This is a genomic window from Paractinoplanes ferrugineus (assembly GCF_016862195.1).
GTDB classification, from domain to species: Bacteria; Actinomycetota; Actinomycetes; order Mycobacteriales; family Micromonosporaceae; genus Actinoplanes; species Actinoplanes ferrugineus.
In genome coordinates, this window is the sequence record NZ_BOMM01000057.1 from 64,404 (window position 1) to 77,349 (window position 12,946).

A 12,946-nucleotide genomic window follows, 5' to 3' on the forward strand; every position below is an offset into this window, starting at 1 on the left:
CCACCGGGTCCGCTCATCGGCGGCGGTGGAAGATGTTGCGAAGGGGTCTTCGTGACGGATCGATACTCGCGGGCGGCAGGAATTCCGGGTTGCCGTCCTCGGCGATCCGCACCTGCCAGTCGGTGTGGTGTATGACCCCGTGGTGGTACCGGCAGAGCAGGCAGGCGTTGGACAGCGCCGTGGGTCCGCCGTCGGCCCACGGCTTGATGTGGTGTCCGTCCGTCCACCTCGCGGGCCGGTCACAGGACGGGAAGGCGCATCCTCGGTCGCGGAGGATCATCGCCCGGCGGATCGCACCGGTGAACGGGCGTTTGGCCCGCCCTATGTCGAGGACCTGCCCGTCGGTGCCGAGCACCGACGGAATGATCTGGGCGTCGCAGGCGAGCATTCGCGCCTCGGCGGCGCTGATCGGCGCGTCGGTGTCCAGCAACCCGCCGCGGCTCGGCTGTCGTCCGCCCGCTCGCCCGGGCCCCGGCTCGCGCGCTGGCCCCTGCGCCGGCCCCTGCGCCGGCCCCTGCGCCGGTTCGGTCCGGAGGTCGTCGATGGGAATGGTCACCACCACCTGTGCCGCGTCGCCGCCGGAGACCGGCAGTTCACCGTCACGCAGGACGCGGTTGCAGATGTCGACCAGGGCGTCGGCACGCCGCTGCATCGGAGTGCGTTTCGGCTCGCCTTCGATCTCGGCGTCGCGGCCGGGACGGCACAGCGGGTCCAGGGCGGCGTTGACGGCCGCCGCTGCGGCCTCACCCAGCCATCCCGACAAGCGGACGAGGCCGTCGCCGCGCGGGCTGAGGCTGAATCCGCGCATCCGGCGGGCCCGTTCCTCCTGCCGTTTCAAGGCTTCGGCGTCGTGCCGGTCGGCTGCCTCCGGGTCCACGTGGGCCAGGATCCGGGCGCCGATCCTGGCGAGCGGCAGGGGGTCGAACCGGGCGGCGTAGGAGATCAGCAGGGACTCGGACTTCTCCTTGGCGTCGGCGCTCGTGTCGGAGGGCAGTTCGGTCACCGCGTCGCCGATCACTGTCGCCTGCTCGGTGGAGACCTCGCCGACGCTGACGGCGACGTCGAGCGCCGGGTAGTCGCGCAGCACGGCAGCGAGTTTCGCGAGCCGGCGGCCTTCCCACATGCTCGTGCGGATCCGCTGGCGCAGCCACACGGGGGTGTTCGAGGCGGCTTCCTTCTTCGGCAGGCCGCGGGCTTCCGCCTCGCTGATCAGGTTCGCCACGACCCCCAGCGACTGCTGGGCGCATGCCCAGGCCTGCAGCAGCGCGTCACCGACCTGGGCGTCGGAGGATGACCACACCGGGACGTCGGCGCACTCGGCGAGCGCGCCACGGACCTGAGCCAACCCCTCCAACACCCGGACAGGCTTGCACACCCCGAGGCCCCGGGAAGAGCCAACTTTCCCGCCTGTGGATAACCACTGCCGGGCCGGCACAACCACGGCCGGGCCGGCACAACCACGGCCGGGCCGGCACAACCACGGCCGGGCCGGCACAACCACTGCCGAGCCGGCATCACTACGGCCGGGCCGGTCCGAGCAGGCGTCCGAGTTCCTCGGCGAGGGTGACGGCGGCTTCGATCTCGGCCTTGCGGATCGACACCGACTCGACGTGGAAGCCGTACGGCATGCCGAGGTGTTCGCAGTAGGCGCGCAAGTCCTTGGCGAGGGCGAGCACCTCGCGGTAGGACTCGGCGAGCGGGTCGTCGGCGTGGGTCAGGCAGTTGTCGAGCCAGCGTGGCACGTCGACGCCCAGCCATTTGAGGAAGGCCAGCGTCTTGGCGGAACCGCAGAGCGAGAGCGTGAAGATCACCGGCCGGGGTTGTACGCCACCGGCGCGGCAGGTGTAGAAGTAGTCGGAGACCAGGTTCTTCGTCTCGCCGGCGTCGTAGATCACCTGGGAGATGAAGAAGTCGCAGCCACGGTCCTGTTTGGTGAGCATGCGCAGGTGTTCCTCGCCGCCCCGGGCGTGACGTTCGGGGATGACGACCGCGCCCATCGAGAGCTCCGGGCGTACCTCGGCTCGTAATGCCTGCGCCCGGCGCAGGTCGGTCCGCACCGGCTTGTCCCCCGAGGAGGCTCCGACGAAGACGCTCAGCACGCGGTCGGGGTCGGCGGTGGACATCCAGGACCGCAGGTCGTCCTCGGCGTATTTCCCGACGCAGCGGTAGACCACCACCGGGCGCCGCCAGTCACCGAGGTGGGACACGAACTCGGCGGGGTCCATCGTCGGGAGGTAGGGGAACGGCCGTTCGCCCTCGACGCGGTCGGACTCGTCGTCGATGTCGTACAGGAGCAAGCCGTCGAGGTCGAGGCCGCTCAAGCGGCCGATCGTGACCGCGGCGATCTCCCTGACCTTCTCGGGGGTGGCGCTGCGGCGCGGCGGGGTGATGCCGAAGAGCAACACCCCGCCGCGCGCCTGCGCCAGCTTGGAATGCAGAGTCACCGACTCAGGGTAGGGGCCGGCGGGTAGGTCAGTGGCCCGCGCAGCAGGGAGTGGGAGTGCTCGTCTCGAACGGGACGAGCACTCCCCCGGCCGCCGGGGTGGTGGTGAGGACGAGTTCGCCCGCCCGGAACTGCGGGCGGACGAACTCGCGGGTGTCGACCGGGGCGTCGTCCGCGGCCGCGCCGGAGCCGAGCACCTCGACGCGGTCGATCGCGCTCAGTTCCTTGATCCGCGCGACGGTCAGGGTGCCGATCAGCTTCTCCACGCCGGGGAAGACGACCGCGCGGCCGCATTCGCCGTCGGCCGCCGCGGTGGCCGCTTCCCGCAGCTCCGGCGCGGTCGGCGGCACCGGGCCGGACGTGGTGAGGCTGATCGCCACGTGCCGCACCGGGACCGGGACCAGGTGGGTGCAGGCCAGCCGCGGACGGTCGGCCAGCCCGAGGATCCAGTGGTCGGCCTCGGCCAGGGTGCGGTGGCCGAGGCTGACCCCGGTGGTCGTCGAGGAGGACACCGAGCGGTACAGCGTCACTTCGGCAGAACCCAGATCGGGTTGGTGTAGAACCACAGGTCGCCCCACGGGTCGGCGTCGCCGACGACATCCAGTTCCGGACCGTACGGGTCGACACCCGGCCCCATCAGGCCGGGCTGGGTGCGGTTGCCGTCGGTGCCGCGAAGGCGCACGTAGAACGGCTTGTCGAGGCGGCCGAACGAGTAGGTCACCGAGACGGTCCGGGCTCCGGCGTTGACCTCGTACGACTTGACGACCTTGGTGTCGGGCGCCTTGAAGGTGTCCTTGTCGGCGACCGGTCCGGTCACGGTTCCGACGATCACATCGACCCGCTTGAGTACGGGCACGAACGCCGCGAAGTTGGGCACGTCCTGCAGGTCGATGTCGAGGGTCAGCTCGGTGCTGGTGCCGCGCCGGACCTGGACGACGCCGCCGAGCGGGGTGCCGGTGTTCCAGCGGCGGTCGCCGGCGACCCGGACCCGGGCGTCGAGGCCCTTGATCAGGCGGCCGTGGTCGACCCAGACCCGGCCGGCCCGCAGCCCGTCCATGACGGCTTTGTACGAGAACGAGCCCGCACCCACGTTCGTCCGGCCGTAGTAGCCGGGCCAGAAGTCACCGGCTGTGGTCAGCGTCTTGCCGCTGTAGACCGGGTCGTTGTATTTGCCGTTGGTGGCGAAGTCACTGCCGGGGCCCCGCTCGGACTGGTCCAGGTAGTTGACGTGGGAGTCCGAGTTGACCGTGATCCACCAGGCTTTGCCCTCGGCGAGCAGGCTGTCCCAGAGGCCGCCGACGGTGGCGGTCATCCAGTCGAAGCCACCCCAGGTGCGGTAGCTCTCCAGCGGGTAACCGGCGTACGACGCGGCCGACGGGCTGTTGTCGTAGTAGCCACGGGCGCCGCCACGGCCGTACGCGGCCGGGATGCCGGCGGCCTGGTGGCCGGGCGCCCCCTCGAAGCCGATGGCCACGCTCGGGTCGGCGTCGCGCCAGTTGCGGATCTCGTGCGGCGAGTCGATGCCACGGCGGGCCGGGTGGTTCGCGAGGAACAGTGCCCCGTCGACCTTGCGCGCCTTGACCTGGGCGGCGAGGAATTTGATGCCGGCGATCGCGGTCGCCTCATTCTGCGCCTCGGTGTTGGTGGCGGGCTGCTGTGAGCCGTCGTAGGTCTGCTCGAACTGCTTGAGCACCGCCACCTCGTTCTTGCCCGGGTGCACGAACACGGTGGCGTGCTCGGCGGCCGGGATGTTCCATTCCAGACCTTGGAAGGTGAGTAGCCCCTTGAGTTCCTCGCGGGTCTTGCGGATGTCCGGGTTGACCTTCTCCACCCCGATCTTGGCGTGTTCGTTGCTGCCGTGGTCGGTGATGACGAGCCAGTCCAGGCCGTACGCGTGACCGTGTTTGGCCTGGTCGAGCACTCGGTACTGGGCGTCGGAGCTGTACTGGGTGTGGATGTGGTGGTCGCCGGCGAGCCATTGGAATCCGCCCTTGTCGCGGCCACCACCGACCGGTCCGTGGCTGTGCGACAGGCCGGCGGCCTCGGCGGCACCGGGCGCGGCGAGCACGGAGGCGGCCGCCCCGGCGCCGAGCAGGCCGGCCCCGCGCAGGAAGCCGCGGCGGGACACGTCGGACGGCGACAGCTCGCTGTCCGGGATGCTCAGGTCCATGGCCGGCGACACGGCTGCGCCGGTGGCCTCGTGGGTGTGGTCGTGCTCGTGGTCGTGGCCGTGACCCATTCGTATTGCTCCCGACGAAAGTTCGACATGTGCGCTACCGGCGCTACGTTCGCGGGAGGACCTCAACGGCCGTTGTCGATCCAGTGTCCGGACGGCGAACAGGTCTTGTTATCAGGAGTTCCGGAGGGCCGCCAGGTCCTGGTCGGTCAGGCGCAGGGCGGCGGCCGCGACGTTGGCCTCGAGGTGCCGCACACTGCCGGTGCCGGGGATGGCGAGCACGTGGTCGCCCTGGTGCAGTGTCCACGCCAGCCGGACCTGGGGTCCGCTGACGCCGTGCCGGGCGGCGACCGCCTCGACGGCCGCGTCGTGGTCCGCGCTCGCCCCGTTCTCCCGTCCCGTTCCCGCGATGGCGAAGAACGGCACGAAGGCGATTCCCCGTTCGCCGCACACCCGCAGCATTTCGGCGTTGTTCGGGAGATCGATGGCAAAACTGTTCTGTACGCACACGACGGGCGCCACAGTCGACGCCTCGTCGAGTTGTTCCATGCTCACGGTCGACAACCCGAGGTGCCGGATGAGCCCTTCGGCGCGCATGTCGGCGAGCGCCGCGAACCGTTCCGCGATGGCGTCCTTGGATCGGAAGACCCGCAGATTGACCAGGTCGAGCCGGTCCACCCGGAGCCGCCGCAGATTCTCCTCGACCTGATACCGCAGCTCCGCCGTCGTGCGGGCCTCACCCCACTGCCCATCGGGCAGGATTCCGGGCCCCACCTTGGTGGCGAGGAAAAGACCTTCCGGGTACGGGGTGAGCGCGCGCCGGATGAGCTCGGTCGCATATCGGGCGGGCCCGTCGTGGCCGTCCAGAATCCCGCCGGGCGAGAAGTAGAAGGCCGCGGTGTCGAGGTGATCGACGCCGAGTTCGACAGCCCGCCGGAGCACTCGCACTGCCGTCTCCGGGTCCGGGTCGACGGTGAGCCGCATGGACCCGAACCCCATCCGCCGCACCTGTTGGTCCCCGAGCACCCATGTGCCGGCCGCCGCAGCGGCCGTTTTCTCCCCGTTGAGCATCGGCGAACCCTACCCGGCTTCGGTCGCCGCCCCGTGCAGGAACACATCGACGAGCATCTCGATCGACACGTCGGCGTCCGCTGCGCCGGTGCCGTGCCGGGGGAAGAGCATGCCGAGGAAGATCGTGGCGACCTGCTCGACCGGAAGCCGCAGCTTGTCCCGATCGGGTTCCAGCAGCCGCACCACGGCCGCCCGGGTGCGCGCCACCGCCTCGTCCCGCCCGCCGGGCACAGCTCCCCCGCGCTCCCCCCGCTCCCCGCCACGAGCCGGCGCGTGCGCCGCCCCGCCATCCGCAGCGTGCCCCGCGCCGCCATCCCGGGCGGGGGCGCCGCCATCCGGGGCGTGCGGCTCGGCTTCGGGGGATGCGCGTCGTTCCAGGCGGCGGCCGCCGGCCGCGTGCACCGCGCCGATCACCGCGCCCATCCGGTCGAGGTAGGCGCGCAGCGTGCCGGCCGCCTCATTGAGCCGGGCGTCGAGCGGCTGGTCGAGCGGCACGTCGTCGAGCTCGGCGAGAACCCGGTCGTTGCGCAGCACGGCGGCGACGCACGCGCTGAGCAGCTCGTCCTTGTCGGCGAAGGCGCGGAAGACGGTGGCCTCGCCGATGCCGGCCGCCTTGGCGATCTGGTGGGTGCTGACGGCGGCACCGTGCTCCATGAGGAGCGGCACCGCGGCCGCCACGATCATTTCGCGGCGCTGGTCAGGGCTCATGCCCGGCGCTCGACGCCGGGGTGCTGTGTCGGTCATGCCCCCAACATACGGAGTGAGCATTCACTCCGTCAATGGCATTATCTGCCGGGAAGCGCGATCCGAGATGGCCGCTGAGACCGGCCGCCGAGATCGGCCGCCGGACCGGCCGGTCCACCTGAGAGCGCTCTCTCGGGTCGGCCACAGATCGGCCACGGCACTTGCGCCGCACCCCGTCCGGGCTGCGACCATGACCGCATGCTGGTTGCGTTCTCGGTAACTCCTATCGGCGTCAGTGAATCCGTGGGCGACCTCGTCGCCGAAGCCGTGCGGGTGGTCCGGGCCTCCGGGCTGCCCAACCGGACGGACGCCATGTTCACCACCATCGAGGGTGAGTGGGACGAATGCTTCGCCGTCGTGAAACAGGCAGTGGAAGCCGTGGGCAAGGGAGGGCATCGGGTCAGCGTCTCGATCAAGGCGGACGTGCGGCCCGGAGTCACCGGTGCGCTGACCGCCAAGGTGGCGCACATCGAGCGCGCGCTCGGCGAGTCGGCCCCGTGAGACGCCTGGTCATGTGGGACATCGACTACACCCTGCTGCGTGGCGGCGGGGTGACGACACGGGCGTGGCGCGCCGCGTTCACCGAGGTCACCGGCAAGCAGTGGCTGGCGACGCCGCTCTTCGGCGGGCGCACCGACCTGGACATCTGCGCCGAGGTGTTCGCCCGGCACGAGGTCACCGACTGCACGCCCGAGGCGTTCTTCGTGCGTTACGTCCAGCACGTGCGGGCCATCCGGCACGAGTTCAGCGAGCAGGGTCATCTCATGCCGGGGGTGCGGGACGTGCTCGACCGGCTCGGCGAGAACCCCGGCGTCGTGCAGACACTGGTCACCGGCAACGTGCCCGAGGTGGCGGCGGTCAAGGTGGCCGCCTTCGGGCTGACCGGGGCCTTCGACGCCGAGGTCGGCGGTTACGGCACCGACGACTCGGTGCGGGCCACCCTCGTCCGCCGCAGCCTCGAACGGGCGCGGGCGAAGTACGGCGAGTCGTTCGCCCCGGTCGTCATCGGGGACACGGTGCACGACGTGACGGCCGCGCTGGCCAACGGTGCCCGCGCGGTGGGTGTGGCCACCGGGCGCACCAAGATGGCCGACCTGGCGCTCGCGGGCGCGCACGCCGTGCTCCCCGATCTGTCCGACACCGACGCCACGGTGCGGATCCTGACGACCTAGGGCCTAGCCGATCCTGGGCGCGACCGGGTTGGGGAGGGCACCGCCGAACCGCCGGTCACGCGAGGCGTAGAGCTCGCACGCGTACCAGAGGTGGCGGCGGTCGAAGTCGGGCCACAGGGTGTCGAGGAAGACCATTTCGGCGTACGCCGTCTGCCAGAGCAGGAAGTTGGACGTGCGCTGCTCGCCGGACGGGCGCAGGAACAGATCGACCTCGGGGACCTCGGGGTGGTAGAGGTATTTCGCGATGGTCTTCTCGTTGACCCGGTCGGCCTTGAGCTTGCCGGCGGCCACGTCCCGGGCGATGGCGGCGGCCGCGTCGGCGATCTCGGCCTGGCCGCCGTAGTTGACGCAGAACTGCAGGGTGAGCGTCGAGTTGTCCTTCGACATCTCCTCGGCGGTCTGCAGCTCGGAGATCACGCTCTTCCACAGCCGCCCGCTGCGGCCCGACCAGACCACGCGCACCCCGAGGTCGACCAGCTGGTCGCGGCGACGGCGGATGACGTCCCGGTTGAAGCCCATCAGGAAGCGGACCTCCTCGGGCGAGCGCTTCCAGTTCTCGGTGGAGAACGCGTACGCCGAGAGGTAGGGGATGCCCAGCTCGATGGCCCCCTCGATGGTGTCGAACAGGCTGTATTCGCCCTGCTCGTGCCCCTTGGTGCGGGACAGGCCGCGCTCCTTGGCCCAGCGCCCGTTGCCGTCCATCACGATCGCCACGTGTTTCGGCAGCGCCGCCTTGGGCAGCTCCGGCGGGCGGACCCCGGACAGGTGCGGGGTGGGTGGACGCGGCATCAGGAACTCTCCCGTCGATCGACAAGCGGCAGCGAGCGCAACGCCCGCTCCATGTGCCATTGCAGGTGGGCGGCGACCAGTCCGCTGCACTCCCGGCGGACCGGCGGCTCGGACGCGTCGGCGACCTGCCAGTCGCCGGCGGTGAGCGCGCTCATCAGGCCGAGCGTGGCCGGGCTGGGGTGGGCGGCGCCGGGCGGCCGGCAGTCGGGGCAGACCGCACCGCCGGCCGGGACCGAGAACGCCGCGTGCTGTCCGGGGGTGCCGCAGACCGCGCACTCGCTGGTCGCGGGCGCCCAGCCGGCCGTGGCCATGGCCCGCAGGAGATAGGCGTCGAGCACCAGGGGGCCGGCGTGTTCGCCCGCCGCGAGGGCTTTGAGGGCGCCCAGGGTGAGCTGGAACAGCCGCAGTGACGGCTCCCGCTCGATCGGGGTGAGCCGCTCGGCGGTCTCGGCGATGGCGCTGGCGGCCGTGTAACGCGGGTAATCGGTAAGGAACTGTTTGCCGTAGAGCGCGACCGCCTCGACCTGGCTCACCGAGTGCAGGGAGCTGCCGACGCCCTCGGGCGAGCCGGCGAGCTGCAGGTCGATGTGACCGAACGGCTCGAGGCGCGCCCCGAAGCGGGAGTTGGTGCGGCGCACCCCGCGGGCGACCGCGCGCAGCCGGCCGTTGCGCCGGGTCAGCAGCGTGATGATCCGGTCGCTCTCGCCGAGTTTCTGCACGCGCAGGACGACCGCGTCGTCGCGGTAGAGCTGGCGGCGGTAGCCGGATTCGGTGGGCACGGACTCATTCTGCCTCGGCGGGCCGAATTTCCCGCTCGCCGGGTGCCGGGCTGACCCTGATCCCGTCTCAGGGTCATCTCCGGGGGAGGACCGATAGTGCCGGTCAGGGCCCCCGAATAGCGTCTGAGCCATGACCTCGACCCTGATCCGGCGCGCCGCAGTCCTCGCCCTCGTCGCCGCGTCGACGACCGCCTTGACCGGCTGCGCCGGTGTGATCGGGGCGAAGATGACCTACGACGACACCGAGAAGGGCAAGATCACCGACATCGTGCTGACCGGGGGCGGCGGCGATGTGACGATCACGTCCGGTGCCGTCGCCGAGACCTCGGTGCGCCGGGTGATCCGCCGGTCCAGCAATCCTGGCAGCCCCTACAAGCTGGACGGCACGACGCTCACCATCGACACGACGTGCGGGCGCAACTGCTCGGTGTCGTACGAGATCACCACCCCGGCCGGGGTGAACGTGCGCGGCCAGGAGCGTTCCGGGGACATCCGGCTCAAGGGGGTCGGCAGCACCGATCTCCAGCTGACCTCGGGCGATGTCCTGGTGTCGGGCGCGACCGGCCCCGTCTCGATCAAGGCGACGTCCGGCGACATCCAGGTGACCGACGCGAAGAGTTCGGTCAAGGTGCACTCGACCTCGGGCGACGTCCAGGCGACCAGGGTGGTCGGGCCGGTCGATCTGCAGGTCACCTCGGGCGACATGCACGTCGAGCTGACCGCGCCCAACTCGGTGACCGCGAAGGCGACGAGCGGCGACGTCTGGGTGGCGGTGCCGGAGAGCAAATACCGGGTGACGGCCGACTCCAGGTCGGGCGACGAGCGCCTGGAGGGCTTGTCGAGTGACGCCACGGCAACGAATGTGATCGACGTACGGGTGACGAGCGGGGACATAACCGTAGCCTCGACATCGTGAGCTTCTACCGACCACTGGGTGACGACCGTTACGAACCGACCGAATTCACCGAGAGTCCGTGGGACAGCGCGATGCAGCACGGTGGCCCGCCGGCCGCTCTGCTCGGGCACATGATGCGGCTGGACGGCATGCGCCTGGCCCGGATCTCGGTGGACTTCCTCGGCCCGATACCGCGCCGGGTGTCCCGGGTCGAGGTGTCGCCGATCAAGCCCGGCCGGCTGACCGCGCTGAACGAGGCCCAGATGGTGATCGACGGCCGGGTCGCGGTGAGCGCGCGGGCGTGGCACATCACGCCCGGCCCTCCCCCGCCGGCGGCGGCGCTCGAGCCGACCCCCGCCCAGCAGACCCACGCCGAGCCGCTCCCGGAGACCGCGGACACGTTCAGCGGCAGCTGGGGTTACGGCCGGTCGATCGAGTGGCGGTGCACCAGGGGCGGTCTCGACGAACTGGGTGAGACGCACGTATGGAGCCGGGTCCGGATGCCGTTGATCGACGGCGTCGAGCTGGACGGCCAGGACCGGGCGCTGATCGTGGCCGACTCGGCGAACGGACTGTCCGCCGTGCTGCCGTTCGACAAGTGGCTGTCCATCCCGCCGACCATGACGGCGACGCTGCTGCGCCCGGCCGAGGGTGAATGGGTGCACCTGGCCGCGCGCACCACGATCTCGCAGGACGGACTGGGCCTGGCCGAGGGCGACATGTTCGACCAGGCCGGAAAGATCGGGCAGGTGGCTCAGCCACTGCTGGTCCGGCAGCGCTAGGCGGCGAACAGCGCGACCGGCCCGGCCGTCGGCCCCGCGAAGCCGGGCTCAGGCGTTGGTCGTGGCCATGGCCGGGGCCGGCGACACCGGTACCTGCTTGCGGGAGACCCCGGGCACGAGCCGCGGCCGCCGCCCCGCCGCCCAGTCCTCGACCCAGCCGACCGCCAGCACGATCACGGTGAGGGCCAGCGCGACCACCACGAGCCGCCAGCTGATCCCGACCCACCCGAAGATCGGCAGACCCGACCACAGGGCGAACCGGGACAGCGCGATGATGATCGGCACGTGCCAGAGGTAGATCGTCAGGGCCCGCGAGTTGAGGACGGTCAGGATCCGGCGTGGCCGCACCATCGGCGAGACACCGAGGGCGACCATGATGAACGCGGCCGACCAGAGCGCGTTGCCGAGCGGGATGTCGTTGAGGTCGAAGCCGCGGGGCCCCGGGTGGGTCATCGTCCAGGCGGCACCGGTCACGGCCAGCGCGCCGATCAGCCACCAGCGTCGCCTGCTGAGCTTGAGCATGCCGTCGTGGTGGGCGAAGCCGAGCAGCCACGCCCCACCGTAGAGGGTGAGGTCGTGCAGCACCGCCGGCGGCGTCACCCCGGCGAAGGTGGTGCCGGCCAGCGCCACGTACGGAATCATGATCGTCACCACCGGCCCCCGCCGGAACAGGGGCAGCACGATCGGCGACAGCAGCACCAGCCAGAGGAAGTCACGCAGGTACCAGGTCGCGGCGAGCCCTTCCAGCCAGAAGCCGGTGGCCGGGGGACTTTCGATCGGGAACGCCCAGAGCAGGATCTTCCAGTCCCAGGCGAGCCCGGTGAGCAGCATGGCCGGCACCGCGACCGCGGCGATGACCCACAGCGAGGGCAGCAGCCGGTGCAGGCGGCGCTCGACCGCCCACGGCCCGTACTTGTCGAGGGAGGCCGCCATCAGCGAGCCGGCCAGAGCGAACATGACTGACATCGCCGGGAAGACGATGGTCAGAGCCGTCCACCCGGAGCAGTGATAGACCACCACGCGCAGGGTCGCGGCGGCTCGTAGCGTGTCCAGGTACTGGTTCCGCATAGCCTTCTGAGTTACCGAACCCCCGCATCCACCCGCAAACCAGCGTGAATTATCCCATAATTCGCAATATCAGAATCCCAGCTTGCGCAATTGACGAGGATCACGCTGCCATTCCTTGGCGACCCGAACATGCAGATCCAGGTAGACCCGCGCACCCAGAAGCTGCTCGATCTCACCCCGGGCCTGGCTTCCGACTTCTTTCAGTCGTGCTCCGCGCGCCCCGATGACAATCGATTTCTGCGAGTCGCGCTCCACGTAGAGATCCGCGTAGATCTTGGTGAGACCGCCCTCGACGATCATTTCCTCGACGAGTACCGCTATCGAGTGAGGCAGTTCGTCGCGCACACCCTCCAGCGCCGCCTCCCGGATCAGCTCGGCGATCAGCACCTGCTCCGGCTCGTCGGTCAGCACGTCGTCCGGGTACAGCTGCGGCGACTCCGGCAGATGCTTGACGATCACGTCGACGAGCGTCCGCACCTGATGCCCGGACACCGCGCTCACCGGCACGATCTCGGCGAAGTCGTACAGCTCGCTGACCGCCAGCAGATGCTCGGCGAGGCGCTGCGGCGAAACCAGGTCGACCTTGGTCACCACCGCGATCACCGTCGCCTTGAGCTCGGCCATCTCCGCCGAGATGAACCGGTCACCGCGCCCCACCGGCTCGTCCGCCGGGAAGCACACGCCGATCACGTCGACCTCGCTCCAGGCCTCCCGCACCAGATCGTTGAGTCGCTCCCCCAGCAGGGTCCGCGGCCGGTGCAGTCCCGGCGTGTCCACCAGCACGAGCTGCGAGTTCTCCTGGTGCAGAATGCCCCGGATAACGTGCCGAGTGGTCTGCGGTTTGTTCGAGGTGATAGCGATCTTCTGCCCGATGATCGCATTTGTCAGCGTGCTCTTACCGGCGTTCGGCCGACCGACAAAACAGGCAAAACCGGCGCGATAGACGCCATCATTCACCCCGCTGGGCGCCGCCTCAGCATGCCGATGCACCCGCCGGCCGTGTCCGTCCCGCTTCTGCGGGGTACGC

Annotated in this window: 14 protein-coding genes; 4 read left to right on the forward strand and 10 right to left on the reverse strand. The window is 70.5% G+C overall.

What is annotated here, in order from left to right; genetic code table 11:
- Positions 1-13 precede the first annotated feature (13 nt).
- The 6 genes from Afe05nite_RS32555 to Afe05nite_RS32580 all read right to left on the reverse strand — a co-directional run bounded on the left by Afe05nite_RS32555 (position 14) and on the right by Afe05nite_RS32580 (position 6,434).
- Positions 14-1,357 carry an HNH endonuclease signature motif containing protein gene (locus Afe05nite_RS32555; protein WP_239118351.1) on the reverse strand — a complete coding sequence of 448 codons (1,344 nt, stop codon included), beginning with the start codon at positions 1,355-1,357 and terminating at the stop codon, positions 14-16.
- Between the two features lie 160 nt (positions 1,358-1,517).
- Positions 1,518-2,444, reverse strand: a complete 927-nt coding sequence (locus Afe05nite_RS32560) for a methylenetetrahydrofolate reductase (protein ID WP_239118352.1) — start codon at positions 2,442-2,444, stop codon at positions 1,518-1,520.
- A 28-nt stretch (positions 2,445-2,472) separates the two neighbouring features.
- The gene (locus Afe05nite_RS32565; protein WP_203821106.1) at positions 2,473-2,973 is read right to left on the reverse strand and encodes a hypothetical protein; all 501 of its coding nucleotides are present in this window, start codon (positions 2,971-2,973) and stop codon (positions 2,473-2,475) included.
- Complete coding sequence (locus Afe05nite_RS32570) at positions 2,970-4,682, reverse strand: CehA/McbA family metallohydrolase domain-containing protein (protein WP_203821107.1); 1,713 nt, start codon at positions 4,680-4,682, stop codon at positions 2,970-2,972. The genes Afe05nite_RS32565 and Afe05nite_RS32570 overlap by 4 nt, the downstream gene beginning before the upstream one ends.
- 111 nt (positions 4,683-4,793) lie before the next feature.
- Positions 4,794-5,690, reverse strand: coding sequence for an aldo/keto reductase (locus Afe05nite_RS32575; protein ID WP_239118353.1), 897 nt, complete (start codon positions 5,688-5,690; stop codon positions 4,794-4,796).
- A 9-nt stretch (positions 5,691-5,699) separates the two neighbouring features.
- Positions 5,700-6,434, reverse strand: coding sequence for a TetR/AcrR family transcriptional regulator (locus Afe05nite_RS32580; RefSeq protein ID WP_203821108.1), 735 nt, complete (start codon positions 6,432-6,434; stop codon positions 5,700-5,702).
- A gap of 198 nt (positions 6,435-6,632) precedes the next feature.
- Here Afe05nite_RS32580 and Afe05nite_RS32585 point away from each other — a divergent pair, with 198 nt between their 5' ends.
- Together Afe05nite_RS32585 and Afe05nite_RS32590 are read left to right on the forward strand one after the other, a co-directional pair.
- Entirely contained in the window at positions 6,633-6,935 is a 303-nt protein-coding gene (locus tag Afe05nite_RS32585) for an MTH1187 family thiamine-binding protein (RefSeq protein ID WP_203821109.1), read from the forward strand.
- The gene (locus Afe05nite_RS32590; RefSeq protein ID WP_239118354.1) at positions 6,932-7,606 is read left to right on the forward strand and encodes an HAD family hydrolase; all 675 of its coding nucleotides are present in this window, start codon (positions 6,932-6,934) and stop codon (positions 7,604-7,606) included. The genes Afe05nite_RS32585 and Afe05nite_RS32590 overlap by 4 nt, the downstream gene beginning before the upstream one ends.
- Positions 7,607-7,609: 3 nt before the next feature.
- Here the strand turns inward: Afe05nite_RS32590 and Afe05nite_RS32595 are convergent, their stop codons facing one another.
- Both Afe05nite_RS32595 and recO read right to left on the reverse strand, forming a co-directional pair.
- Positions 7,610-8,395 (reverse strand): isoprenyl transferase, encoded by a 786-nt coding sequence (locus Afe05nite_RS32595; protein WP_203821110.1) that lies wholly within the window; start codon positions 8,393-8,395, stop codon positions 7,610-7,612.
- On the reverse strand, positions 8,395-9,174 hold the full coding sequence (recO, locus tag Afe05nite_RS32600; protein ID WP_203821111.1) for a DNA repair protein RecO: 780 nt from the start codon (positions 9,172-9,174) through the stop codon (positions 8,395-8,397). Before recO ends, Afe05nite_RS32595 begins: the two co-directional genes overlap by 1 nt.
- A gap of 130 nt (positions 9,175-9,304) precedes the next feature.
- On the opposite strand from recO, the gene Afe05nite_RS32605 reads away from it, so the two are divergent.
- Both Afe05nite_RS32605 and Afe05nite_RS32610 read left to right on the forward strand, forming a co-directional pair.
- Positions 9,305-10,090, forward strand: a complete 786-nt coding sequence (locus Afe05nite_RS32605) for a DUF4097 family beta strand repeat-containing protein (protein WP_203821112.1) — start codon at positions 9,305-9,307, stop codon at positions 10,088-10,090.
- On the forward strand, positions 10,087-10,851 hold the full coding sequence (locus Afe05nite_RS32610) for a thioesterase family protein (RefSeq protein ID WP_203821113.1): 765 nt from the start codon (positions 10,087-10,089) through the stop codon (positions 10,849-10,851). Before Afe05nite_RS32605 ends, Afe05nite_RS32610 begins: the two co-directional genes overlap by 4 nt.
- Positions 10,852-10,899: 48 nt before the next feature.
- Here Afe05nite_RS32610 and Afe05nite_RS32615 read toward each other — a convergent pair whose 3' ends face one another.
- Positions 10,900-11,919 carry an acyltransferase family protein gene (locus Afe05nite_RS32615; protein WP_203821114.1) on the reverse strand — a complete coding sequence of 340 codons (1,020 nt, stop codon included), beginning with the start codon at positions 11,917-11,919 and terminating at the stop codon, positions 10,900-10,902.
- Between the two features lie 69 nt (positions 11,920-11,988).
- Positions 11,989-12,876, reverse strand: coding sequence for a GTPase Era (gene era / locus Afe05nite_RS32620; protein ID WP_203821182.1), 888 nt, complete (start codon positions 12,874-12,876; stop codon positions 11,989-11,991).
- Positions 12,877-12,946 lie beyond the last annotated feature (70 nt).